At 67.7% G+C, this 22,969-nt stretch carries 23 protein-coding genes and 1 tRNA gene; 14 read left to right on the top strand and 10 right to left on the bottom strand.

Annotated elements, in window-relative coordinates:
• Window positions 1–82 precede the first annotated feature (82 nt).
• Window positions 83–1,426 (top strand): ATP-binding protein, encoded by a 1,344-nt coding sequence (locus tag ABZ348_RS26240; protein ID WP_358937006.1) that lies wholly within the window; start codon window positions 83–85, stop codon window positions 1,424–1,426.
• Window positions 1,423–2,103 (top strand): response regulator transcription factor, encoded by a 681-nt coding sequence (locus ABZ348_RS26245; protein ID WP_065961092.1) that lies wholly within the window; start codon window positions 1,423–1,425, stop codon window positions 2,101–2,103. The genes ABZ348_RS26240 and ABZ348_RS26245 overlap by 4 nt, the downstream gene beginning before the upstream one ends.
• A 143-nt stretch (window positions 2,104–2,246) precedes the next feature.
• Here the strand turns inward: ABZ348_RS26245 and ABZ348_RS26250 are convergent, their stop codons facing one another.
• Window positions 2,247–3,080, bottom strand: a complete 834-nt coding sequence (locus tag ABZ348_RS26250) for a DUF461 domain-containing protein (protein ID WP_358937008.1) — start codon at window positions 3,078–3,080, stop codon at window positions 2,247–2,249.
• Between the two features lie 766 nt (window positions 3,081–3,846).
• Here ABZ348_RS26250 and ABZ348_RS26255 point away from each other — a divergent pair.
• The 7 genes from ABZ348_RS26255 to ABZ348_RS26285 all read left to right on the top strand — a co-directional run bounded on the left by ABZ348_RS26255 (window position 3,847) and on the right by ABZ348_RS26285 (window position 10,735).
• Complete coding sequence (locus ABZ348_RS26255) at window positions 3,847–4,329, top strand: CarD family transcriptional regulator (protein WP_003953493.1); 483 nt, start codon at window positions 3,847–3,849, stop codon at window positions 4,327–4,329.
• A 282-nt stretch (window positions 4,330–4,611) separates the two neighbouring features.
• A complete protein-coding gene (gene ispD, locus ABZ348_RS26260) occupies window positions 4,612–5,370 on the top strand; it encodes a 2-C-methyl-D-erythritol 4-phosphate cytidylyltransferase (protein WP_358937010.1) in 759 nt (252 codons plus the stop codon).
• Complete coding sequence (gene ispF / locus ABZ348_RS26265) at window positions 5,357–5,845, top strand: 2-C-methyl-D-erythritol 2,4-cyclodiphosphate synthase (RefSeq protein WP_358937012.1); 489 nt, start codon at window positions 5,357–5,359, stop codon at window positions 5,843–5,845. The genes ispD and ispF overlap by 14 nt, the downstream gene beginning before the upstream one ends.
• A 142-nt stretch (window positions 5,846–5,987) precedes the next feature.
• Window positions 5,988–6,392 (top strand): PPOX class F420-dependent oxidoreductase, encoded by a 405-nt coding sequence (locus ABZ348_RS26270; RefSeq protein WP_358937014.1) that lies wholly within the window; start codon window positions 5,988–5,990, stop codon window positions 6,390–6,392.
• 101 nt (window positions 6,393–6,493) lie between these two features.
• Window positions 6,494–7,894 carry a cysteine--tRNA ligase gene (gene cysS, locus ABZ348_RS26275; RefSeq protein WP_358937016.1) on the top strand — a complete coding sequence of 467 codons (1,401 nt, stop codon included), beginning with the start codon at window positions 6,494–6,496 and terminating at the stop codon, window positions 7,892–7,894.
• A gap of 94 nt (window positions 7,895–7,988) precedes the next feature.
• Complete coding sequence (gene rlmB / locus ABZ348_RS26280; RefSeq protein ID WP_358937018.1) at window positions 7,989–8,939, top strand: 23S rRNA (guanosine(2251)-2'-O)-methyltransferase RlmB; 951 nt, start codon at window positions 7,989–7,991, stop codon at window positions 8,937–8,939.
• 122 nt (window positions 8,940–9,061) lie between these two features.
• Window positions 9,062–10,735: a DoxX family protein gene (locus ABZ348_RS26285; protein ID WP_358937020.1), complete on the top strand. Its 1,674-nt coding sequence runs from the start codon at window positions 9,062–9,064 to the stop codon at window positions 10,733–10,735.
• Between the two features lie 93 nt (window positions 10,736–10,828).
• On the opposite strand, the gene ABZ348_RS26290 is transcribed toward ABZ348_RS26285, so the two are convergent.
• The 3 genes from ABZ348_RS26290 to ugpC form a co-directional block, all read right to left on the bottom strand.
• The gene (locus tag ABZ348_RS26290; protein ID WP_358937022.1) at window positions 10,829–11,554 is read right to left on the bottom strand and encodes a nucleotidyltransferase family protein; all 726 of its coding nucleotides are present in this window, start codon (window positions 11,552–11,554) and stop codon (window positions 10,829–10,831) included.
• A gap of 42 nt (window positions 11,555–11,596) precedes the next feature.
• Window positions 11,597–12,019, bottom strand: coding sequence for a hypothetical protein (locus tag ABZ348_RS26295; protein ID WP_358879504.1), 423 nt, complete (start codon window positions 12,017–12,019; stop codon window positions 11,597–11,599).
• Window positions 12,020–12,217: 198 nt separating this feature from the next.
• The gene (gene ugpC, locus ABZ348_RS26300) at window positions 12,218–13,354 is read right to left on the bottom strand and encodes a sn-glycerol-3-phosphate ABC transporter ATP-binding protein UgpC (protein WP_358879503.1); all 1,137 of its coding nucleotides are present in this window, start codon (window positions 13,352–13,354) and stop codon (window positions 12,218–12,220) included.
• 175 nt (window positions 13,355–13,529) lie between these two features.
• On the opposite strand from ugpC, the gene ABZ348_RS26305 reads away from it, so the two are divergent.
• Together ABZ348_RS26305 and ABZ348_RS26310 are read left to right on the top strand one after the other, a co-directional pair.
• Window positions 13,530–13,603: transfer RNA gene (locus ABZ348_RS26305), tRNA-Thr, on the top strand.
• A 268-nt stretch (window positions 13,604–13,871) separates the two neighbouring features.
• Window positions 13,872–14,729 carry a hypothetical protein gene (locus tag ABZ348_RS26310; RefSeq protein WP_358937024.1) on the top strand — a complete coding sequence of 286 codons (858 nt, stop codon included), beginning with the start codon at window positions 13,872–13,874 and terminating at the stop codon, window positions 14,727–14,729.
• On the opposite strand, the gene ABZ348_RS26315 is transcribed toward ABZ348_RS26310, so the two are convergent.
• The 4 genes from ABZ348_RS26315 to ABZ348_RS26330 form a co-directional block, all read right to left on the bottom strand.
• Complete coding sequence (locus tag ABZ348_RS26315; protein ID WP_358937026.1) at window positions 14,717–15,577, bottom strand: aldo/keto reductase; 861 nt, start codon at window positions 15,575–15,577, stop codon at window positions 14,717–14,719. The two genes, ABZ348_RS26310 and ABZ348_RS26315, sit on opposite strands and share 13 nt — an antisense overlap.
• Window positions 15,511–16,722 carry a cupin domain-containing protein gene (locus ABZ348_RS26320; RefSeq protein WP_358937028.1) on the bottom strand — a complete coding sequence of 404 codons (1,212 nt, stop codon included), beginning with the start codon at window positions 16,720–16,722 and terminating at the stop codon, window positions 15,511–15,513. Before ABZ348_RS26320 ends, ABZ348_RS26315 begins: the two co-directional genes overlap by 67 nt.
• 81 nt (window positions 16,723–16,803) lie before the next feature.
• A complete protein-coding gene (locus tag ABZ348_RS26325; protein WP_358937030.1) occupies window positions 16,804–16,956 on the bottom strand; it encodes a hypothetical protein in 153 nt (50 codons plus the stop codon).
• Window positions 16,957–17,694: 738 nt separating this feature from the next.
• Window positions 17,695–18,387, bottom strand: a complete 693-nt coding sequence (locus ABZ348_RS26330; protein ID WP_358937032.1) for a haloacid dehalogenase-like hydrolase — start codon at window positions 18,385–18,387, stop codon at window positions 17,695–17,697.
• 94 nt (window positions 18,388–18,481) lie between these two features.
• Between ABZ348_RS26330 and ABZ348_RS26335 the strand changes: the two genes are divergently transcribed.
• On the top strand, window positions 18,482–19,255 hold the full coding sequence (locus ABZ348_RS26335; protein WP_358937034.1) for an XRE family transcriptional regulator: 774 nt from the start codon (window positions 18,482–18,484) through the stop codon (window positions 19,253–19,255).
• Window positions 19,242–19,709: an NUDIX domain-containing protein gene (locus ABZ348_RS26340; protein ID WP_358937036.1), complete on the top strand. Its 468-nt coding sequence runs from the start codon at window positions 19,242–19,244 to the stop codon at window positions 19,707–19,709. The genes ABZ348_RS26335 and ABZ348_RS26340 overlap by 14 nt, the downstream gene beginning before the upstream one ends.
• On the opposite strand, the gene ABZ348_RS26345 is transcribed toward ABZ348_RS26340, so the two are convergent.
• Together ABZ348_RS26345 and ABZ348_RS26350 are read right to left on the bottom strand one after the other, a co-directional pair.
• Window positions 19,697–20,260, bottom strand: a complete 564-nt coding sequence (locus tag ABZ348_RS26345; RefSeq protein WP_358937038.1) for an HD domain-containing protein — start codon at window positions 20,258–20,260, stop codon at window positions 19,697–19,699. The genes ABZ348_RS26340 and ABZ348_RS26345 overlap by 13 nt on opposite strands.
• Before the next feature lie 333 nt (window positions 20,261–20,593).
• Window positions 20,594–20,938: a hypothetical protein gene (locus ABZ348_RS26350; RefSeq protein ID WP_358937040.1), complete on the bottom strand. Its 345-nt coding sequence runs from the start codon at window positions 20,936–20,938 to the stop codon at window positions 20,594–20,596.
• Between the two features lie 111 nt (window positions 20,939–21,049).
• Here ABZ348_RS26350 and legP point away from each other — a divergent pair, with 111 nt between their 5' ends.
• Window positions 21,050–22,909: a Dot/Icm T4SS effector Zinc-dependent metalloprotease LegP gene (legP, locus tag ABZ348_RS26355; RefSeq protein ID WP_358937042.1), complete on the top strand. Its 1,860-nt coding sequence runs from the start codon at window positions 21,050–21,052 to the stop codon at window positions 22,907–22,909.
• Window positions 22,910–22,969: the final 60 nt, after the last annotated feature.

Genomic DNA, 22,969 nt, shown 5'->3' on the forward strand with positions numbered 1-22,969 from the left:
TCGGTGAACTCTGGGCGACGACTGTTCCCGCTGCCACCCGATTGGCTGTGAGCATGTCCGTGACCACGCATAACCTGGATGCATGGACGTGAACGCGGCGGTCGCCGCAGCGGCGGCGATGGCCGGTCTCCTGACCGGTGTGGTCGCGATGCTGGCGTTCCGCTGGAGCGAGCGGGAGCAGCGCAGACCCACCCGTAGCTCGCTGCACACCGATGCCGTGCTGCCGCCCGGCGTCGACACGGTCCTGTCCGTGCTGCGCTCCTCCGCCGTCGTCCTCGACGAGGGCGACTCCGTCGTCAAAGCCAGTTCCGCCGCCTACGCCCTCGGACTGGTCCGTGGCGGAAAACTCACTGTTGACGCAATGCTCCAGATGGCCAGGGACACCCGTCGCGACGGCGAGATACGCCAGGTGGAACTGGATCTCCCCCGGCGCGGCACCGGTCGGGGCGAGGCCCTCGCCGTCTCCGCCCGGGTCGCTCCCCTCGGCTCCCGGCTGGTCCTCCTGCTGGTCGAAGACCTCACCGAGGCCCGCAGGATAGATGCCGTACGCAGGGACTTCGTCGCCAACGTCAGCCACGAGCTCAAAACCCCCGTCGGTGCACTCTCGCTGCTCTCCGAAGCCGTCATGGACGCCTCCGACGACCCCGAGGCGGTGACCCGGTTCGCCGGACGGATGCAGATCGAGGCGACCCGGCTCACCAACCTCGTACAGGAACTCATCGACCTCTCCCGCGTCCAGAACGACGACCCCTTGGACGACGCCGAGCCCGTACGGGTGGAGGAGCTGGTCGCCGAGGCCATCGACCGTTCTCGACATCCCGCCTCCACCAAACAGATCACCATGGCTGCCGCTGGCGCCGAAGACCTGCGAATCTGGGGCAATCGCGGCCAGCTCGCCGCGGCACTGGGCAATCTCGTCGAGAACGCCGTCAACTACTCACCCGCCCGTACCCGCGTCGGCATCTCCGCACGCAGGATCTCCGACATGGGCGCCGACCTGATCGAGATCGCCGTCACCGACCAGGGCATCGGCATCCCCGAGAAGGACCGCGAGCGGATCTTCGAACGCTTCTACCGCGTCGATCCGGCACGGTCCCGCGCCACAGGGGGCACCGGGCTCGGGCTGGCGATCGTCAAGCACGTGGCCGCCTCGCACGGCGGGGAGGTCACCGTCTGGAGTACCGAGGGACAGGGCTCCACCTTCACCCTGCGGCTGCCCGAAGCCGGCGCCGCCAGGGACCGCTCAGCCACCGGCCAGGGCCAGGCCAGCAGCCAGGCCCCGACCACCCGTACGGAAGCGCCCGAAGGCGTCACCACGCCCGACGACCGCCCCGCCACCGGCACGGATCGCCCCGCCGAGGACGACAACCGGCCTAACGACACCGATCCGAACACCGAAACCCCTGCCCCGGAGGTCCTTCCGTGACCCGAGTGCTTGTCGTCGAGGATGAGGAATCCTTCAGCGACGCCCTGTCCTACATGCTCCGCAAGGAAGGCTTCGAAGTCGCCGTGGCGACCACGGGCCCCGAAGGGCTGGACGAATTCGAGCGCAACGGCGCCGACCTCGTCCTCCTCGACCTGATGCTCCCCGGCCTGCCCGGCACCGAGGTCTGCCGCCAACTGCGCGGCCGGTCCAATGTCCCGGTCATCATGGTGACCGCCAAGGACAGCGAGATCGACAAGGTTGTCGGGTTGGAGATAGGGGCGGACGACTACGTCACCAAGCCCTTCTCCTCGCGGGAACTGGTGGCGCGCATCCGAGCGGTGCTGCGCCGGCGCGGCGAACCGGAGGAGGTCACCCCCGCCGCGCTGGAGGCCGGCCCCGTGCGGATGGACGTGGACCGCCACGTCGTCACCGTCGGTGGCGGCAAGGTCGACCTGCCGCTCAAGGAGTTCGACCTGCTGGAGATGCTGCTCCGCAACGCGGGCCGCGTGCTCACCCGGATGCAGTTGATCGACCGGGTGTGGGGAGCCGACTACGTGGGCGACACCAAGACCCTCGACGTCCATGTGAAGCGCCTGCGCGCCAAGATCGAACCGGACCCGGGCGCCCCGCGCTATCTGGTCACGGTCCGTGGCCTCGGCTACAAGTTCGAGCCCTAAGCGGTCCGAGGGCCGACCCCACCGGCTGACGAAGAACGCCCCACCGAAACCGGTGGGGCGTTCTGCTAGCGATGGAGCTCGATCCGAAACCCGGACCGTACCGCCCTGCTGTCCAGACGTACGAACGGTACGGACGCCGGGCGTCAGCTGTGCGCGGAGTCGGAGGAATCGCCCTCCGGGTCGCCCTGCTCGTTGTCCCGGCCCTGCTCGTTCGCCTGCTCGTTCTGCTCGCCCTCGGAGCCCGGCTGGCCTTCCGCACCCGGCTCCGACCCGTTCCCCGGGTTGTCGCCGTTCGCACCGTTCTCGGTGTTGGTCGCGTTCTCTGCGTTCTGCGCGTTCTCTGTGTTTTCTGGGTTCTGGGCGTCTGCCGGGTTCTCACCCGGTTCGCCCGCCGGCTCCGACGGCTTGGGCTTCTCCGGAGCGGGCTTCGGCGGCGCGGTGGGCCCGAAGTCCTTGAAGTCGCCCGACGACGCCATCACGAACGCCTTCAGCTTCACATCACCGGTGTCGCTGAACCGGAAGACGGTCTCCTGGACGCCGCCGATGTTCTTCGTCAGATCGCGGCCGTTCTCGATGAAAGCGGAGGCATTGCCCTTGCCACCGATGATCACCGTGCCCTGAGCGGGCACCGTGATGGGGCCGGAGCCCTTCGCGGGCTTCAACTGCACGCGACCGGCACCCGGCAGGGTGATCGAGTCGATCGTCTGGGCGTCCTGACCGTTGTTGAAGATCGTCGCGGAGACGGCCGCCGGGCCCTCCGAGTCCGCCTTCGGCTGGGTGATGACGTTGGCGTTCTGGACACTGATCGTGTCGACCGTCACCCCTGCCGTGTCCGGCTTGATGCCGAGGGACTGGGCGTTGTTGCCCGCGCCGCAAGCGGTGAGAGCGGCGGTCGACAGCACGGCAGCGGTCACGGCGAGGGCACCGCGTCGAAGGCTGCGGGTGCGGCCTCCCGACGGAGTGTGGTGGAGGCTCACGACGGCGGCATCTCCTTGGACGTACGGACTGCGGACTGGTCGGGCTGCCGCCTGCCGAACGACGGTGGGCGGGCCGGTTGAACCGGCGTAATACCGGCCGGGACCGCGACAGTTCGCGATACCGGCCGAGACCACTTCAGTTCGTCGACAGATTACAGAGCCGTCGCTTCCGCCCTGCACCCGACCCGCCCCTTCGCGTTGTGGCCCCTTCTGGTAGTCGGTTGCGGCTCCTTACCGGCGGCCGGCTACCAGAAGGGGCCACAACCAACCGGGCGATGAACCGGAGGTCGGAACGGCCGACTTCCGGCTCCTTCCGAGGAAGCCGCCAGAAGCCGGTTTTCTCTTGTCGTTCCCCTTGGCGTTCGCATATCACCAGTGATCAATTCCCGAGCCCGCTCCGCATTCCTTCCGAATACCGTGCAGGTGAAAGCTTCGACACAGCCCCGGTGATCAATTGCGGATTCCCGCGCCCATCAGGCCGAACGGGTGAACGACGGCCGAACGGAGTACGGGAAGTTCACCATGAAGAACCCGGCATATCGGGACGTTCAGTCATGTCTGGGGGGTCGGTACGGGGGGTAACGTACGTGTTTCACTCGGCCCGTGCAGCCGCTCCGACCTGCGAATACCGTCTTCCGGAAGCCGCTCGCAGCACGTTCCTGTTGCTGTTGTCAAGCCCCGAGATATGCCCTGACCTGCGAAAACGCCATTCAGAAGAAGCTGTATCCGTGTTACCCTGGATAGCCACGGAAGGGGTACCTGTCACATGACGTTCAAGGTTGGCGACACCGTGGTCTATCCCCATCACGGGGCCGCGCTGATCGAGGCCATCGAAACTCGCCAGATCAAAGGCGTGGACAAGACCTACTTGGTGCTCAAGGTCGCTCAGGGTGACCTGACTGTTCGCGTGCCAGCGGACAATGCGGAGTTCGTCGGCGTACGCGATGTGGTCGGTCAGGACGGGCTCGACCGGGTCTTCGAGGTGCTCCGCGCACCGTATGCCGAAGAGCCGACTAACTGGTCCCGTCGTTACAAGGCAAATCTGGAGAAGCTTGCCTCCGGTGATGTCATCAAGGTCGCTGAAGTAGTGCGTGACCTGTGGCGTCGTGAGCGTGAGCGTGGACTTTCCGCAGGTGAGAAGCGCATGCTCGCCAAGGCTCGCCAGATCCTGGTGAGCGAGCTCGCCCTCGCGGAGAACACCAACGAAGACAAGGCCGAGGCTCTGCTCGACGAGGTCCTCGCGTCCTGACGCGTGACGCACCAATGCCGCGGTGCCCGATGACATGACATGATCACCATTGATCATGGCCCTGTCGCCGGGCGCTGCGGCATGTTTCGTGGTCCCGCCCGTGTGTCGTGCTGGTACTGCTTTTCGGTGCTGTGGACCGCACCACTGATCCCTGTGGTGTGCCGGGCCCGGGCGGCTGGCGCAGACCAGTAGTCACGGAAGGGTCCGTCAAGGCGTCGCGCCCGGCACGCTTGAGGCCATACCCATGTCGGCCGAGGAAACAAACCTGCCGGAGTGCAACCGATGTCAGACGTATCGCATCCGCCCCGCACCGCAGCGGTGATTCCGGCCGCCGGGCGGGGGGTGAGGCTGGGCCCCGGCGCACCCAAGGCGCTCCGTACGCTCAACGGCACACCGATGCTCGTCCACGCCGTACGCGCCATGGCGGCCTCGCGGTCGGTCACCCTCGTCGTGGTCGTCGCCCCGTCCGACGAGGTGCAGGGGGTCAAGACCCTCCTCGCGGACATCGCGCTGCCGGACCGCACGGACGTCGTGGTCGTCCCCGGCGGTGACAGTCGTCAGGAGTCGGTGCGGCTCGGCCTCGAAGCCATCCCCGACGTGATCGAGATCGTCCTGGTCCATGACGCGGCCCGCCCGCTCGTGCCCGTCGACACGGTCGACGCCGTGATCGAGGCCGTACGCGACGGCGCTGTGGCCGTGGTGCCGGCGCTACCGCTCGCCGACACGGTCAAGGAGGTCGAGCCGGCGCCCGCCGGGCTGCCGCCGGGACCGGAGCCCGTCGTCGCCACTCCCGAGCGGGCCCGACTGCGGGCCGTACAGACACCGCAGGGTTTCGACCGTGCCACCCTCGTCAACGCCCACCGGACCATGGCCGCGGCCGGCGGCGACGGCGCCACGGACTGCGCCGGCATGGTGGAGCGACTGGGCGCCCCCGTGGTCGTGGTGCCCGGCCACGAGGAGGCGTTCAAGGTGACGCGTCCCCTCGATCTCGTCCTCGCCGAAGCAGTGCTCGCCCGTAGGAGGGCCAATGACGGCTTCTAGCCTCCCCCTGGTCGGCATCGGCACCGATGTCCACGCCTTCGAGGCGGGCCGGGAACTGTGGTGCGCCGGGCTGTTCTGGGAGGGCGAGACGGGCCTCGCCGGTCACTCCGACGCCGATGTCGCCGCCCATGCCGCGTGTGACGCGCTCTTCTCGGCCGCGGGCATCGGCGATCTCGGAGCCCACTTCGGCACCGACCGCCCCGAGTGGTCCGGCGCCTCGGGCGTCACCCTGCTCGCCGAGGCCGCCCGGCTGGTCCGGGCCGAGGGCCTGGAGATCGGCAACGTGGCCATTCAGGTGATCGGGGTGCGCCCGAAGATCGGCAAGCGCCGAGCGGAGGCACAGAAGGCACTGGGCGCCGCGGTCGGAGCCCCGGTGTCCGTCTCCGGGACGACGACGGACGGCCTGGGCCTGACCGGTCGTGCCGAAGGGATCGCCGCGGTCGCCACGGCTCTGGTGTTCCGTACGGGTGAGTAGTTCGTCAGGCTGAAACGTTGGACGGGTGTGACGTGCCGCCCGTCCCGGGTACTCCTACGAGGACCCGCCCCGGTGGACCCCTTCCGTCCGCTGACCCCGCCCCGGGTCCACTCCGGCGCACCCGACCCGAAAGGCCGCGTACATGACCGCCGAACTCTCGGACGAACTGAAGACGCTCCTCGACTCCCCCGTCTTCGTGAACATCGCGACGATCCAGCCCGACGGCAGCCCCCAGGTGTCGCCGGTATGGGTGAAGCGGGACGGCGACGACGTCCTCATCTCGACGACCGTCGGTCGGCGCAAGGAGAAGAACCTGCGTCGCGACCCCCGGGTGACGGTCCTGGTGCAGCCGTTCGACGCCCCGTACACGTACGCCGAGATCCGTGGGACCGCCGAGCTCACCAGCGAGGGCGGCCAGGAGTTGATCGACGAACTCTCGGTGAAGTACGTGGGCAAGAAGTACGCGGAGTTCAATCCCGCCGCCGCTCAGGACGCTCCCCGCGTGGTTGTCCGAATCACCCCGCGGAAGGTCGTCGGGCGTATCTGAACCCCACAAGGGGGAAGTCACACAGGCCACGTGAGCAAAGTTTCGCCCCGCGTCCCCCACTGGGTCGCGGGGCACTGCCGTGCGCCCACTACCCTTGTTGCGTGACTATTCGCCTGTACGACACCAGCGCCCGGCAGATCCGTGACTTCAACCCGCTCAAGCCGGGCTGTGTCTCGATCTACCTCTGTGGCGCTACGGTGCAGGCCGCCCCTCACATCGGACACATTCGTTCCGGGCTGAACTTCGACATCATGCGCCGCTGGTTCGAGTACCGCGGCTACGACGTGACGTTCATCCGGAACGTCACTGACATCGATGACAAGATCATCCAGAAGTCGGCGGAACAGAACCGCCCCTGGTGGTCGATCGGCTACGAGAACGAGCGCGCCTTCAACGACGGCTACACCGCGCTCGGCTGCCTCCCGCCCACCTACGAGCCCCGCGCCACCGGTCACATCACCGAGATGGTCGAGATGATGCGCGGCCTCATCGAGCGCGGACACGCCTACGAGGCCGACGGCAACGTCTACTTCGACGTGCGCTCCTTCCCCGACTACCTCCAGCTCTCCAACCAGGACATCGACGATCTCCGGCAGCCCTCCGGCGAGGGGGAGACCGGCAAGCGCGACCCGCGCGACTTCGCCATGTGGAAGGCCGTCAAGCCCGGTGAGCCCAGTTGGGAGACGCCCTGGGGCCGCGGCCGTCCCGGCTGGCACCTGGAGTGCTCGGCCATGGTGCACAAGTACCTCGGCACCAGCTTCGACATCCACGGCGGCGGGATCGACCTGGTCTTCCCGCACCACGAGAACGAGATCGCGCAGGCCAAGGCGTTCGGCGATGACTTCGCCCAGTACTGGGTGCACAACGCCTGGGTGACCATGAGCGGCGAGAAGATGTCGAAGTCCCTCGGCAACTCGGTCCTCGTCTCCGAGATGGTCAAGCACTGGAAGCCCATCGTCCTGCGCTACTACCTGGGCACGCCTCACTACCGGTCGATGATCGAGTACAGCGAGGAGGCCCTGCGCGAGGCGGAATCGGCCTTCGCCCGGATCGTCGGCTTCATGCAGCGCGTCTGCGAGAAGGCCGGGGACACCGTCGCCCCCGCCGCCGAGGTCCCCCTCGCGTTCGCCGAGGCGATGGACGACGACCTCGGGGTCCCGCAGGCCCTGGCCGTCATCCACACCACGGTCCGACAGGGGAACTCGGCGCTCGCCGCGGACGACAAGGAGAGCGCGGTCGCCCGTCTGGCCGAGGTTCGTGCCATGCTCGGTGTACTGGGTCTCGATCCGCTCGACGCGCACTGGGCGGGGGAGACGGAGAGCGGCGAGGACCTCCACGGCGCGGTCGACACCCTCGTACGCCTGGTGCTCCAGCAGCGCGAGGCGGCCCGTGGGCGCAAGGACTGGGCCACCGCCGACGCCATCCGCGACCAGCTCCAGCAGTCCGGTCTGGTCATCGCGGACAGCCCGGACGGACCGCGCTGGACGCTCGGACCGCGCTGACGCCCATCCGCGATGTGCCGCCCGGCTCCCCGGGCGGCACACTTTCATACATACGTACGTACGCCTTCGAGCTTTCAGGAAACAGGTAGTAGCCATGGCCGGGAACAGCCAGCGCAGGAACCGCCGCACGTCCAACAAGAAGGGCGCGCAGGTCGGCAGCGGTGGCAATCGGCGCCGCTCGCTTGAGGGCAAGGGCCCGACCCCACCCGCGTCCGCCCGCAAGGGGCACGTGAAGAACCGCGTCGCCAACGCCAAGGCGAAGCAGACCGCGCGCCGCCCCGTCGCCCGCCGCGGCGGCAAGGGCAGCTCCGAGATGGTCGTCGGACGCAACCCCGTCTTCGAGGCGCTGCGCGACGGGGTGCCCGCCAGCACGCTCTACGTGCAGCAGTTCATCGACAACGACGAGCGCGTCCGCGAGGCCCTCCAGTTGGCGGCCAGGCGCGGCAACATCCATCTGATGGAGGCTCCCCGGCCCGAGCTGGACCGGATGACCGGTGGCCTCAACCACCAGGGCATGGTGCTCCAGGTCCCGCCGTACGAGTACGCGCACCCGGAGGACCTGGTGGTGGCCGCGCACGACGAGGGCGAGGACCCGCTGATCGTCGCGCTCGACGGGGTGACCGACCCGCGCAACCTGGGTGCCGTGGTGCGTTCGGTCTCCGCCTTCGGCGGTCATGGCGTCGTGGTGCCCGAGCGCCGTGCGGCCGGCATGACCGCGGGTGCCTGGAAGACGTCCGCAGGCACCGCCGCCCGCACTCCGGTGGCCCGGGCCACCAATCTCACCCGCGCCCTGGAGGGGTACCAGAAGGCGGGCCTGACCGTCGTCGGTCTCGCCGCGGACGGCGAGCACGAGGTCGGCGACCTCGAAGCGCTCGGCGGACCCGTGGTGATCGTCGTCGGCAGCGAGGGCAAGGGCCTGTCCCGGTTGGTCGGCGAGACCTGCGACTTCCTCGTCCGCATTCCGATGCCGGGCGGCGCGGAGTCGCTCAACGCCGGTGTAGCGGCGGGCGTCGTGCTGTACGAGGCGGCCAAGCGGCGCCCATGACGTCCGCGTGGCGGGTTGACTCCGGCCCGCCACGCCCTTTCCGGGGCGCTCACCAGCCTTGACGGGTCTCGGACAGATAGGGCCGGCCGTGGCAGTGTCCTAACTCGTTGTCACTCGGTTAGATGAGTGTGGACACCAGAACGCCCCGGCCCGGGTTCGATGATCAGCCTGCGTTGAGCATGGTCAAGGTTGACTGCGACCCCGCGCAGGTCATCGTGAACCACGCCAGCTTCCGGGTGCGGCTCGCTCCGAGCTCGCGCCCGTCACGAGCCGTGGCGGACACCACGCGCGTCCCCCATACGGGTGCCGTGGCCCGGCGGCGGGCGCCCGTCGTCTGGAGCGGCCGGTCCGCACCCGGGGACGCCGGTGCGACGGGACTGCTCCGAGCCGTCCGGAACAACGCCACCACCGGATACCAGGACGGCCACGACCACTACGACGGCGGCTCGACCCAGGTGATCCCCCGGGTCGAGGTCACCGGCGTCGGCGGCGATCCGACCGAGCCCCACCCCGTCCATCCCGGAGTGCCCCACAGCCGCTCGGAGAGCCCGCTCCTGCCGCCGATGCGCCAGGCCGTCGGCGCCTATGACGGCCCCGACGGCTACGGCACCTATGACGGCTACGACCCATCCGCCTCGTACGCCTCCTACGAACAGGAGCCCTACGAGGACGAGTTGGACGACGTCGTGGGGGACACGCCCCCGCACCGGGCGGGGCAGGACACGGTTCGGCACGGCTACTACCCCGGGCGCCGGATGAACCTCGGCGTGGTGCTGCTGCCGATGCGGGTCTTCCTCGGTTTCATCTCCATCTACGCCGGCATGGGCAAGCTCAGCGATCCCGTCTACTTCGACGGCGGCGAGCGCGGCTCCATGGTCAAGTGGCTGAACTCGCTGCACCCGTGGGCGCTGGCCGAGCCGCTGCGCGACTTCGCGCTCTCCCACCCGGTGGGCGCGGGCCTCACGGTCGCCTTCCTCCAGATCGTCGTGGGTGTGCTGACGGTCCTGGGGCTGTGGCAGCGGGTCGCCGCCGTCGTCGGCGCACTGTTGTCGGCCGCGCTGATCCTCACGGTGAGCTGGCGGACCGTACCCGTCTACGACGCACCCGACATCATCTACCTCGCCGCCTGGTCCCCGCTGATCATCGCGGGCGCACCGGTCTACTCGGTGGACGGCCGGTTGGCGAGCGAGGCGTGGCGCAAGCTCGGGCCGCGCTCCGAGCTCTGGCAGCTGCGCCAGCGGGTGCTGCGGCGGGGCGCGGTCGTGGCGACCGTGGTCGTGGGCCTCACCCTGCTCCTCGGCTCGATCCTGGGCGGGGCGGTGCGCTCCACGGACATGGTCACCGTGCCAGGTCCCAACCAGGACCCGACGAACCATCTGCCCGGCTCCGCCCTGCCGCAGGACGAGCCGACGGGTGAGCGCAGTTCCTCCGGCCCCACCGGGGAGCAGCCCAAGAAACCTAAGCCGTCCGTGAGCCGGGTGGAGACCCCTAAGAAGGAACAGGCCACGCCGTCCGGGGAGAAGGCCCGTGAGCCGGGCCGCACGGCCCAGGAGCAGCCCAGCGAGCCCCGGGGCACGGGTGGTGGCGCTCAGGAGCCGCCGGCCCGTTCAGAGCCCGCCCAGCAGGCACCTTCGGGGAGTTCGGGGCCGTCGTCGTCGGGCGGTGGCAGCGGTGGTACGGGCGCCACGGACAGCAGCGCCGAGGACCCGGGGTCCACGAGCGGTTCCGGTTCGGGCTCGGGCGGCGGATCGGGCAGCGGGGGCAGCGGTCGGGTGATCGGCGGCCTGCTGGGCTGAGCACCCGCCCACCGAACGACCGAGGGCGGCCATCGGAATCCCGGTGGCCGCCCTTGGCGTTCCCTGCGCACGGTATGCCCGGCGGTGCGCCTGCTACGAGGGCTGTTGCGCGGCCAGTTCCTTCGCGGCCTCGGTGAGGTCCTTCGCGGTGTCGATCGCCCGCCAATAGGCGCCCTGGGGCAGCGGGAAGCCGGCCAGCAGGCGCTCTCGGGCCAGTCCGGGGAAGGTGGTGCGCTCGTGGTCGCCGCGATCCGGCAGCAGCTCGGTGAAGGCGGCGGAGAAGACGTACACGCCGGCGTTGATCAGGAACGGCGACGGCGGGGCTTCGATGAAGTCCGTGATGTGTCCGAACGCATCGGTTTCCACGGCTCCCCAGGGAATGCGGGGGCGGGCGAGCGCAAGGGTGGCGACGGCGTCGCGCTCGGTGTGGAAGGCGGCCATGTCACGCAGCGGGAAACGCGTCCAGATGTCGCCGTTGGTGGCGTACCAGGGCAGATCGGGGCGGGGCAGACGGGCGGCGGCGTACTTGAGACCGCCGCCGCGGCCGAGCGGCTCGGGTTCGACGACGGTGGTGACGCGCAGGGGCAACTCGGTGGTCGCCAGCCAGTCCTGGAGCACTTCGGCGAGGTGACCGCAGGAGACGACCGCGTCGGTCACGCCTTCGGCGGCCAGCCAGGAAAGCTGATGGCCGATGATCGGGGTCCCGGTTCCCGGGATCTCGACCATCGGCTTGGGGCGGTCGTCGGTGTACGGGCGCAGCCGTGAGCCCTGGCCGCCCGCCAGGACCACGGCCTGCGTCGGATGCGTAGGCGTACTCATGGCGTGAACCATATGCGGCACGGGCCGGAAGGCCCCGGCGGCTCAGCTGCCCTGGGTCTGTGCGGCGACGCCGGTGGCGAAGGAGGTGTCGCAGACAGGCTTGGAGTAGGACTGGGCGCGGGTGGGGCCGAGGCGGTCGACGGCGGCGCGGCCGAGGGCGCGTGCGATGGACATGCAGTGCTGTGCGAGCGACGGCCGGGCCTCCACCTCGCGCTGGAGGTGGGTGAGCGCGGTCCCGGGGTCCTTCTCCTGGAGTTCGGCCAGGAGGCGGTCGCGCAGGACGTCCTGGGGGGCGCGTGGCTTCGCGCGTACGGAGACGTCCTGGGAGGAGGCGGTGAGCATCTGCGACTGGCTCGGCTGGCCCGCCCACGGGACGCTGGTGACCGCGAGGGTTCCGGAGAGCACCAGGACGACGGGCAGAACGAGAGCGAGTGTGCGGCCGATTCGGCGTGCTGAGTGGGTCACGCGAGCGAGCGTAGCGGTCAGTGATGATTTGGCGACATTTAGTCACTCGGGCGGGGGACGGTTCGACGAGCCCTTTCGAATCCGGTGTTGACGGCGGGTACCGAAATGCCCGGAGCGGTGGGGCTTTTGGCGGGACACGGGAAACGGCCCCGCAGGAACTGCGGGGCCGTCACTCTGTGTTGAACCGTTTCGGTCGACTCAGTTGGTGAGGCGCTCACCGGTCGAGGTCGCGAAGACGTGCAGCTCGTCCGGGCGCGGAACGACGTGCAGCTCAGCGCCCTTGTCGGGCACGGAACGACCGCCGACGCGGACGACCAGGTCCTTGTACTCTCCGCTCACCTCGGTGGAGCCGTACACGAAACCGTCGGCGCCGAGCTCTTCGACGACGTTGACGGAGATGGCGAGACCGGCCGGCGCGTCCTGGGAGTCCTTGGAGAGCGAGCGGGCGGCGGCGCCGTTGTGCTCGACGACGTCGAAGTGCTCGGGACGGACGCCCACGGTGACGGTGGTGTCGCCGCGGTCGGCGGCGGCGCTGAGTGCCTCGCGGGACACGGGCACCACGCTGTTGCCGAACTTCACGCCGCCGTCGGTGATCGGCACCTCCACCAGGTTCATGGCGGGGGAGCCGATGAAGCCGGCGACGAAGAGGTTGGCCGGGCGGTCGTACATGTTGCGCGGGGAGTCGACCTGCTGGAGCAGACCGTCCTTGAGGACCGCGACCCGGTCGCCCATGGTGAGGGCCTCGACCTGGTCGTGGGTGACGTACACGGTGGTGATGCCCAGGCGCCGCTGGAGCGAGGCGATCTGGGTACGGGTGGAGACACGGAGCTTGGCGTCGAGGTTCGACAGCGGCTCGTCCATGAGGAAGACCTGCGGCTCGCGGACGATGGCGCGGCCCATCGCCACACGCTGGCGCTGACCGCCGGAGAGGGCCTTCGGCTTGCGGTCGAGGTAGGGGCTGAGGTCGAGGATCTTGGCAGCCTCTTCGACCTTCTTGCGGATCTCGCTCTTGTTGACGCCGGCGATCTTGAGCGCGAAGCCCATGTTGTCGGCGACGCTCATGTGCGGGTAGAGCGCGTAGTTCTGGAACACCATGGCGATGTCCCGGTCCTTGGGTGGCAGGTGCGTGACATCGCGGTCGCCGATGCGGATCGCTCCGCCGTTGACGTCCTCAAGTCCGGCGAGCATCCGGAGGGAAGTGGACTTGCCACAACCGGAAGGGCCGACGAGGACGAGGAACTCGCCGTCTTCGATCTCGATCTGGAGCTGGTCGACCGCAGGCTTGTCCCCGCCGGGGTAGATGCGGGTCGCCTTGTCGAACGTGACGCTGGCCATGCTGATGGTTCCCTTCACCGGCAGGAACGTGCCGGACGATCCGAGTAAAGGATTGGTGTAGTCCACCTGTGTGGACGTGGGGTGACGCTACCTGCCCTTTTCTGATCTGTCAGCTGCCGTAGGCAACCAGATTCTCGGTCGACGAGGGCACACGGTTGGTTACACTGCTACGGCTGCCTCCTTAGCTCAGCTGGCCAGAGCAACGCACTTGTAATGCGTAGGTCGTCGGTTCGAATCCGACAGGGGGCTCTCAGAGGCTTAATGTGTGGCCCAGATCACTCGTCATGAGCTGGGGTTTTTGTTTATCGGATGTGGCGCCTGCGTCGGGCGCGGGCTGTCTTGCTGCCTGTGGTCTCCGTTTTGGGCTCGTTACCAACCCAAGCTGGCTTGCCCTCGCCGACGCCGAAGGCCGAGCCGTCCGTGAGTTGCACCGGCACTGCCTTGCTTGCTGATGTCACCAGGAATCGAGTGAGCCGGTTCTTGTTAACGTCGGCCAGTGGCCGGCCAGGGAGGTCCAGTGCCGTCTTCGTTCCCCACTAATGCCGTCGTCGACTTGCGTGTTGAGCCGGTGGATGCCGTGCTCGACGAGGTCGAGCGTTCACTCCAGACACGGCTCGATCGGCACACTCTGGTGTGCAAGCGACGCTCGCTCGGCGCCCGCACGGACCGGGATACGTGGGTACGGATCGAGCGGCGTCCCTTCGTCAGGATCGGCGGCCAGGGCTGGAACGGGACGGAATGTGCGGCTCTGCTGGAGGGGATCGCGAAGCCCGTATGGCACCGGGCCAGCACATGGAGCAGACCGGATGAGGCCGCGATGTGGCGCGCGGACGAGACGGACCTGCTGCCCGGGGCACCGATCGGCGGCAGTGTCCTGCTCGCGGATCCCGAGCTGCCGGACTGCTGGTGGCAGGCGCTGAACGCGTCGCTGGACGCCTTGGCCGCCCAGCATACGAGTCGGGTCGCCACCCCGGACACCGTCACCGTCACGCAGAATGGAGTGACGGATGCGGTTAAGCGATTCCTTCCTGGCGGCGTCGACCCAACAGTCCACCAGTGGCGGTCGGCGCACGCCGACCTGAATTGGGCGAACATGACCGGTCCGCAGTTCTGTCTCTTCGACTGGGAGGATTGGGGCATTGCCCCGCGCGGGCTGGATGCCGCGTCGTTGTGGGGTAACTCCCTTGCTGTCCCGGCCCTGGCCGATCGGGTCCGCCATGAGCGGCGACATGACCTGGAGAGCCGGGATGGCCGGCTGATGACCCTTTTCGTCTGCGCGAAGATCCTGGCTCCGGATGCCCACCCCGAGGACCCCCGACTCCAACCGGCACGCCACATGGCCACCCGGGTCGCGGACGAGCTTCAGCGAGGCTGACGGTCCGCCCGCTCGCGGAGGAGCCTGCGGTACGCGTTGACACTCGTGTCGTCGGTGTCGTACCTCAGTGAGGCGATCAGATCCCGCAGGTGGCAGGGGTCATCCGTACCGACGGCGACTGCTCCCACCCGAGGAAGCGAGTACGCAGTACGGAAGACCGCCTGGACGCGGGAGAGCCCAGATCCAGTTGCCCGGATGAACATCCGGGCGTCAAGACTGCTCCACAGGGGGTCCTCGGTGCTGCCGCCGAAGGGACTCATGCCCCAAAGCTGGTCAGAACCGAGATCCCAGCGGGTCGCCAGTGCTTCCGCGGCATCCAAGACGTCGGCTCCAGCAAGAAGCCCCGCGCGGACCATGAACACGTCGGGTCTCGGCGTCGAATCTTCGACCAATCCGGGCAGCGGACGTGGGTCCCAGGAAGAGACGCCCCAGGCCCCGCACAGACCATCTGCCACCGCACTCGCAAGTGCAGCACACGCCATGTCCAGTGCGTTCCGGGAACCGGCAGAGAGATTGTGCAAGGAGCGTTCCGGATTGTGCAGGAACACCAGATCGGGAACGCGGCCGAGATCCCGGATCGTCTTCTCCGCTGCCTTCCGGAGACGAACGGGGTCGAGAGAGTGTTCGGCTTGGCCGGCAGCCTGGAAGAAGCCGACCTTGGTGGACACCTTGAATCGGGGTAGAAGATCATTTGCAGCTTTCGCCAGGGCTGAATGGGCCGAGAAGCCGTGGTAGTTGAAGCTGGTGTCGATCGCGTCGATACCGAGATCCAGTGCGCTTGTCAGGATCCGGCGCTCGTAACGAGACCGGTGTAGCCCGAGGACAATTCGGGGGTCAGACTCGCGCACAGCTCCTCCTTCACCAGGATCTTTGCCAGGGTCTCTATCTCCGCGCCCACCAGGCGGGCAGCCTCGTCCAGTTGCACGGGATGGCCGCTGAGGAGCATTCGGAGCCCGGGCAGGGCCTTGCACATGAAGGTGAGCTTTTTGCCTGCGGCCAGCACGGCGACCGTCTCGTCCTCCTCCTTGATCAGCGGCGGGAACTCGCTGACACACACCACGCTTTGAAGCGGGCCGAAGATGTCCAGAAAGGGGACGTGTCGACCGGGAGGGGCTTCCTGCTCGCGGAGGCGGAGGAATTCCTCCGGAGTGCGGACGTCGACGAGGTGTGAGGCTTCTGTGGCCAGCAGCCGCTTCTGGGCTTCCCGTTCCTCCGGGCTGCTCCAGCGGTCGAGGTCGTGGCGGAACACTTCCTCCTGTCGGGACCAGTCGGCGAGCCAGGTCAGCCAGCTCACGGCGGTGCGCTTGGCGAAGCCGAAGGTCACATGAGTACTGTGGCCGTCGCCATTGCCCACGCGCGTTGCCGCGTGCCAGTAGCCGCGGGGAATGTGCATCACGTCGCCGGTCTTCATCGTGCCGGTCCACACGATGTCTTCGCTGGGGGTGTTGTTCCGCTCCGCGTCCCGGAACATGGGCACGGGCCGGGAGGTCTCGCGTACCTCCCATTGCTTCTCGCCGGCCAATTGAACGATGAGGACGTCATGGTCGTCCCAGTGCAGGTCAAAACCGGAAGCATCGTTCGTGGTCAGATATACGTTCGCTTGGACGTGCTCCCGAGACCACCACTGCATCGCTCGGCAGGCCGCTTCCATCGTGGGGTCGAAGACGTTCGACTGATCCAGGACCAGCGTTGCGCCCTCACGCAACAGGCCGCCCACCCGACGTATGTCCACCATGGGGATCGCTTGGCCCCGGGGCGTAACCTGGCGGTCGAGATAGGCGTCGGGGTGCAGCTCAGCACCACCTTTGAAGAACCGGAACTGCGGGTTGGCGAGACTGCGGCGCATCACCATGTCGAGCAGACGGGAAGGCGTGAGTAGCCTCTCCACGACCCCGAGGTCGCTGATTTTCCCCCAGGCGAACTCCTTGCCCAGGAGACCCGGGCCGTCCCACCCCAGGGCCTCCTCGACTGCTCGGACCAAACGGTGCTCCATGAGTTGTTCCTTTCCCTGTGTCGGGTGAGGTGATGGAGGGCGGAGGGGCCGCGTGTGGCCCCTCCGCAGGAGAGCGGATCGCTACGCCGCGTGGTTCAGCCCATCCCCACCCGGCCAGGGGCCGTCACCGGAGCTGCCCTGTCCGGGGTCGGAGGCGTTGCTGTCATGCCGGTCGTGGACGCTCGCGAGGATTTCCACGGTGACCAGAAGGCCCTCCTCGACTGAGGGCGTCATGTCTCCCACTTGGTGCTCCTTCCTCATTTCCGATCTCCCGCCGGGTACGACGGGACGCTTGTTGCGTACGGATGTGGTGGTTTCAGGGGTGGTAGCCACTGCCGGTCGTAGGGGCTCAGGGCGCGGAGTCAGAGCGGCTTGTTCGCGTAGTGCTCATCTGCGGTGCGAGCCACCCCGCAGGGCTCGGTGCTTCCCCCTTCGGTGTCCTCCGGACGTCTCCGCCACGGTGGTGGCAGGGGGCAGCGACGAAAAGTCACCGTTGAGCCGACCTCCTGTTGCCGTCGTCGGTCATCGTCGGGTTGACAGGCCGACGCGGGTGCACTCGACGACCCCGGCTACTACACGAGTTGGCAGAGCCTGTAGGTCTCGTTCACGCTGCCGAACCTGGCCTCGGAGTAGTTCAGTTCGAGAAGAGCCGCAGCTTGACGGACCGAAGGCTTCTTCGGCCCTTCGATTTCATCTAATGTGGGGGATTTTGGCCAGGTGTCAGCCGGTCAGACACGGGCATACACCACGTCAGGACCGCGAGGGTGAGTTCTTCCGTAGACGCTCGCCGAGTAAGCAGTGCAGGGACTCGAAGTTGCAGCGTGCAGCATCCGGAACCTGCGAGTTCCGGTGACTTTCCCGATCACTTGAGCCCCCTTGGCCGGTCTTCTGGCTGAGGACCTGATGCTGGCCGAGCTGGCCGGGACAGCATCACCGCGTTTGCGGACGGCGTGGGGACGTCCTGGGACGTTTTCAGCGGGCCGAGAAAGACTCCAGGATCCGGACGAGGTCCGATGTGTGAGAGAGGTCAGTGAGTACGGTGGTCGCGCCGGCGGCAGCAAGTTCTTTGGCGCTGTGGATGCCCGAGGCGACCGCGACGATCTGGGAGCCCGTCGCCAGGGCGGCCTCGATGTCGCGCGGGGTGTCCCCGACAAGCACCACGGGCACGTCACCCGTCACCCCCCGGAGGCGCTGGGCCCGCTCCCGGGCGACCCCCACGAGATCGGGACGCTGTTCGGCATCGGCTCCGAAGGCGCCAACGGACAGGTCCAGCAGGGAATCGAGACCAAAGGCGGACAACTTCACGGCGGCATTGGCTGCGATGTTCCCGGTCAGGACTGAGGACACCCAGTCGCCGCGCGTCGAGGCCGCTTCGAGGACGTCACGCACCCCGGGCAGGGCTGTACCCCTGTTGCGAAGCTCGGCAAGGCGCTCCTCTCCGGCGTGGGTGAGGGCGGCCTCGATCGTGGGCCAGTTCGGTTCGGGCAGGCCGTGCCGGACGAACATCTCCCGCATGATCAGACGATCCGTGCGCCCCTCTGTCCGTGCAGGCCCGACCGGTACTTGTCCCGCCAATGCTGAGAAAGCCGCCGCGTAGATCTCCTTACTCACCCCGGCGTTGTCGATGAGCGTGTGGTCGATGTCCCACAGAACGATGAGCTGCATGTCGCCAGCGTAGGGATCTGTCTCTGCCTCACCTCCGAAGAACGTCCCAAAACGTCCTTGCCCGATCTTGGTCGTCTTGGCTTCGATGAGATCCGTGAACGAGCGACTGCACTCCGTACTCGCCCAGCGTGGCGTCTCACTCGAGTCGCTCGCGGAACTGTGCGAGGTGGACCCGAAAACCGTCGGCCGCTGGCTCGGCGGGCGCCTGCCTCACCCTCGGCACCGATTCAGTGTCGCGCAGCACCTGCGGGTGGAGGAGACTTTCCTCTGGCCCGCCTCTCACCCACGCGTTAGCCGACCGGGCACCGGACTCGGTGTCGAGCTTGTCGGCACCTATCAGAACCGGGCCAGCGTTCCTCGGGACACCTGGCTCTCGCTGCTCCGGGAGTCCCGGCAACAGATCGGGGTCCTTGTCTTCTCCGGCACCTTTTTCGCCCAGTCCAACCCACACGTGGCGAAGATGCTCGCCGAACGAGCGGCCGGCGGAGTCCGGGTAAGGCTGTGCTTCGGCGATCCAACCGGCACGGCGGTTGCCATCCGGGGCCATGAGGAAGGCATCGGTGACGCCCTGTCCGCCAAGATCCGAGCCTCCCTCACCTACTACCGCTCGCTGCTCTCGGAGGCAGGGTGTGAGGTGCGGCTGCACGACACGACGCTCTACACCTCCATGTTCCGCTACGACGACGACCTGTTGATCAACCCGCACGTTTGGGGCCAGCCGGCCAGCGCCAACCCGCTTCTCCATCTCAGAAGGGCTGACGCCACTGGGTGGTTCGACAACTACGCTCAGAGTTTCGACGCCGTCTGGGCTACCGCGCGGCCCTGGACACTCGACCAGGAGGGGACCGTCACACATGGGCAGAACTGAGTACTACAACGAGCCCGGCGCCCCGAAAGCGAACACCCTCATCCCGGCCAGCAACCTTTTGGTCGTGGACAACCAGGGCGCGATCCTGCTCCAGCGCCGCCGCGACACCGGCCAGTGGGCCCTGCCCGGCGGAGCCCAGGACATTGGCGAAACGGCGGCGCAGTGCGCGGTACGCGAATGCCTGGAGGAGACCGGCATCATCTCCGAAATCACCGGCTTCCTCGGCGTCTACACCAACCCGAACCACATCGTCGCCTACACGGACGGCGAGATCCGCCAGCAGTACGAGAACACCTACATCGGCCGCCCGGTCGGCGGCGAACCAACGATCAACGACGAGGCCGATGGCGTCCGTTTCGTCCAGCCGGACGATCTCGACGCGTACGACATCCACCCGAGCATGCGCCAGCAGATCGGCGACTACTTGACGGGCAGGTACCCCTATCTGGGCTGATTTGCCAGGGCCGCTTCCACCCGCGCTGCTGCAGCGAAGATCTCAGGTGCCGCCCGACGAATGAAACGCCCGACCAAGCTGTCCATCCCGTAGCGGCTGAGGATCTCTGCTACCCGCTCCTGGGCGGTGGTCTGCTCTCCGTGGGGTGTGGTCGTCATGTCGCAGTAGACCAGTGCGTCCACCAGTAGGGGCTCCTTCAGCAAGGGGAACTCCGTCTCCAGCGTTTTCCGTAGTCCGCGCTCCTCGGCCTCCAGCAGTGCGAAGGAGTGGTTCGCCACCAACCGGACCAAGCGCTCGTCAGCACCACGCTCATTACGTAGGAACCGGGCGCCGTCGAGTGGGTGAAAGCCGGTCACCGCGAGCCGCGGTGCATAGCCAACGTCATGCACTATCGCCGCAGCCGCCAGCAGGTCGGTCTCCGTCCCGAGGATGTGCCGAAGCGCGACCGCGCGAGCGGCCACACCCTGCGAGTGCGCCCACCGCCGCGGAAGCGGGCCACTCAGCTCTGCCTTTGCCACTGGCGTCGCCCAGTCCACCATCGATTCATCCACGGTGTGCTACATGCCCAACAGGCTGCCCGACCAGTCCAGATGAAGGGACGTCTGGCGACTTGGCATCTCTCCGGCCCGGGCGGGTGGCTCCAACTGGCCAGGGTCTGGCGTTGGCAATCATGGTCGTGTAGACCGATGTAATGCGTAGGTCGTCGGTTCGAATCCGACAGGGGGCTCTCGAAGGCCCTGAATGTGTCCCGGATCACTCTGACCCGGGACATATTTCTGTCAGAAACGGGCCACTGCACCCCGAGCCCCCGCCGTTCCTTGGGGCTCATGCGTCTTGTGGGCCCCAGGAGTTCCTCGGTGTCGCATGGCTCGCTCGTTCCCCTGTCAGGGCGCTGCCGGGCTCAGCTCGACCGTGACGGTATTTGGTCCGCCCTGGGTGAGGACCGGATGGGAACGGGTGCTGACCAGATCGCGGCCGGTCACCAGGCCCGAGTCGGCCACGTCGGCGTGCACCCGGACCGTGTAGCGGAGGGTGGGATTCGGCTCCGTCACCTCCAGTGAGAGGTGTCGGGGCTCGTCCAGTCGCACTCCGCGGAGGACCTCGCGCGCCACCACACGGGCCGGAGCGTCCGCCGCGCCCACTTCTTCCACCTGGGCGCGCAAGGTGATCGCCGCGCCGGGGGCGCTCGTGCCCGGCGCGAGTCGCACGGTGATTTCTACGATCGGCATACGCTCGCGCACCCCCTTGTCGACCCCCGCCGGCACTGATATTCCACAGTACGTTCCGCGAAACGGTTTTGTGGTGTGCGCGGACAGGAAGCCGAATGGCAGGGGGAAATCATGTCCAACGCAGAGACCAGTGTTGCTGGAGAGGGTCACGGTGAATTCCGTTCCTCAGGGGAAGTAAAGACCGCACTGATCGACGGAGTCAGTTTTCAGGCCAAGCCCGTTCAGTACGTTGAAATCGAAGGGCAGGCGATCTTCGAAGGGGACATCGTCCTGGGCACGGCCGAGGCCGTCGACCGGCGTACGGCCCAACTGAAGGCGCAGGGCGATGCGAAGGTCCAGTCCGCCGTCAGCATCTCGGGACGAGAGTTCCGCTGGCCGGGCGCCTTGGTGCCGTTCGAGATCGACGGGGGGCTGCCCAATCAGCAGCGGGTCACCGACGCCATCGCCCACTGGCAGGGGCGCACCCCCATCCGGTTCGTCCAACGAACGGCGGCGAACGCGGCCCGCTATCCGGACTTCGTGCGGTTCGTCCCCGGCGGCGGCTGTTCTTCCTTCGTCGGGCGCCAGCGCGGAGGCCAGAACATCACGCTCGGCGCCGGCTGTACGACCGGGAACACGATCCACGAGATCGGCCACGCCGTGGGGCTCTGGCACGAGCAGAGCCGTGAGGACCGCGACCGGTTCGTCTCGATCGTCTGGGCCAACATCACCCCGGGCTTCGAGCACAACTTCGACCAGCACATCGCCGACGGCGACGACGTGGGCCCGTACGACTATGGCTCGATCATGCACTACCCGCGCACGGCCTTCTCGCGCAACGGGCAGGACACCATCGTGCCCACGCAGACGGGGGCGGCCATCGGGCAGCGGACCGGTCTGAGCACGGACGACATCGCCGCCGTGCGGGCCCTGTACGGTCCATCGCCAGCCTCGGGGCCGGTCGTCTCCTGGGAGTCGGCGCGGCTTGACGCCTTCGGCATCGGCACCGATTCCGCCCTCTTCCACAAGTGGTGGGACGGAAATGCGTGGGGCCCGTCGGTGCAGGGCTGGGAATCCCTCGGCGGAATCTGCACCAGCCGACCCACCGCGGTTTCCTGGGGCCACGACCGGCTTGACGTCTTTGTGATCGGTACGGATTCGGCGTTGCACCACAAGTGGTGGGACGGGAGTTCGTGGGGTCCTTCGGTCAAGGGTTGGGAATCCCTCGGCGGAATCTGTCTCAGCCCGCCCGAGGCGATCTCCTGGGCGCCTGATCGGCTCGATCTGTTTGTCCGAGGCACGGATTCCGCGATCTACCACAAGTGGTGGAACGGAAATGCGTGGGGGCCATCGATCAAGGGTTGGGAATCACTCGGCGGGATTTCCATGAGCGACCCCGTCGCGGTTTCCTGGGGCGCGAACCGGCTCGACCTCTTCTGCATCGGCACCGACTCGGCGCTGTACCACAAGTGGTGGGACGGGAGTTCCTGGGGGCCGTCACTCACCGGTTGGGAATCCCTGGGCGGGATCTGCATGGGAGCACCCGCGGCGGTCTCCTGGGGACCGAACCGGCTCGACGTCTTCGTCGTCGGTACGGATTCGGCGCTGTACCACAAGTGGTGGGATGGCAGTTCGTGGGGCCCGTCGGTCAAGGGGTGGGAATCCCTCGGTGGCCTCTGCAACGGCACGCCCGCGGCGGTCTCCTGGGGCCGCAACCGGCTTGACGTCTTTGTGATCGGTACGGATTCGGCGTTGCACCACAAGTGGTGGGACGGGAGTTCGTGGGGTCCTTCGGTCAAGGGGTGGGAATCCCTCGGTGGGATCTGCACGAGTTCACCCGAGGCGGTCTCCTGGGAGCCCAACCGGCTCGATCTGTTCGTCCGGGGTACGGGTTCCGCGTTGCACCACAAGTGGTGGGACGGGAGTTCGTGGGGCCCGTCGGTGCAGGGTTGGGAATCCCTCGGCGGGATCTTGACCCGCTTCACCGACTGACCGGCACCACACCTTCCCGCGGCGGGCCCGGCCCCCGCGGGAAGAACCCATCGGTGTCGG

The sequence above is a fragment of the Streptomyces sp. NPDC005963 genome, assembly GCF_040638655.1.
Taxonomy (GTDB): domain Bacteria; phylum Actinomycetota; class Actinomycetes; order Streptomycetales; family Streptomycetaceae; genus Streptomyces.

Bases quoted from the DNA above. Each gene is read 5' to 3' on its own strand.
- ispD (WP_358937010.1), top strand. From the start codon at position 4,612: ATGTCAGACGTATCGCATCCGCCCCGCACCGCAGCGGTGATTCCGGCC.
- ABZ348_RS26240 (WP_358937006.1), top strand. From the start codon at position 83: ATGGACGTGAACGCGGCGGTCGCCGCAGCGGCGGCGATGGCCGGTCTC.
- ABZ348_RS26270 (WP_358937014.1), top strand. From the start codon at position 5,988: ATGACCGCCGAACTCTCGGACGAACTGAAGACGCTCCTCGACTCCCCC.
- ABZ348_RS26255 (WP_003953493.1), top strand. From the start codon at position 3,847: ATGACGTTCAAGGTTGGCGACACCGTGGTCTATCCCCATCACGGGGCC.
- legP (WP_358937042.1), top strand. From the start codon at position 21,050: ATGTCCAACGCAGAGACCAGTGTTGCTGGAGAGGGTCACGGTGAATTC.
- ispF (WP_358937012.1), top strand. From the start codon at position 5,357: ATGACGGCTTCTAGCCTCCCCCTGGTCGGCATCGGCACCGATGTCCAC.
- ABZ348_RS26340 (WP_358937036.1), top strand. From the start codon at position 19,242: ATGGGCAGAACTGAGTACTACAACGAGCCCGGCGCCCCGAAAGCGAAC.
- ABZ348_RS26330 (WP_358937032.1), bottom strand. From the start codon at position 18,387: ATGCAGCTCATCGTTCTGTGGGACATCGACCACACGCTCATCGACAAC.
- ABZ348_RS26320 (WP_358937028.1), bottom strand. From the start codon at position 16,722: ATGGAGCACCGTTTGGTCCGAGCAGTCGAGGAGGCCCTGGGGTGGGAC.
- ABZ348_RS26285 (WP_358937020.1), top strand. From the start codon at position 9,062: ATGAGTGTGGACACCAGAACGCCCCGGCCCGGGTTCGATGATCAGCCT.
- ugpC (WP_358879503.1), bottom strand. From the start codon at position 13,354: ATGGCCAGCGTCACGTTCGACAAGGCGACCCGCATCTACCCCGGCGGG.
- rlmB (WP_358937018.1), top strand. From the start codon at position 7,989: ATGGCCGGGAACAGCCAGCGCAGGAACCGCCGCACGTCCAACAAGAAG.
- ABZ348_RS26325 (WP_358937030.1), bottom strand. From the start codon at position 16,956: ATGACGCCCTCAGTCGAGGAGGGCCTTCTGGTCACCGTGGAAATCCTC.
- ABZ348_RS26290 (WP_358937022.1), bottom strand. From the start codon at position 11,554: ATGAGTACGCCTACGCATCCGACGCAGGCCGTGGTCCTGGCGGGCGGC.
- ABZ348_RS26350 (WP_358937040.1), bottom strand. From the start codon at position 20,938: ATGCCGATCGTAGAAATCACCGTGCGACTCGCGCCGGGCACGAGCGCC.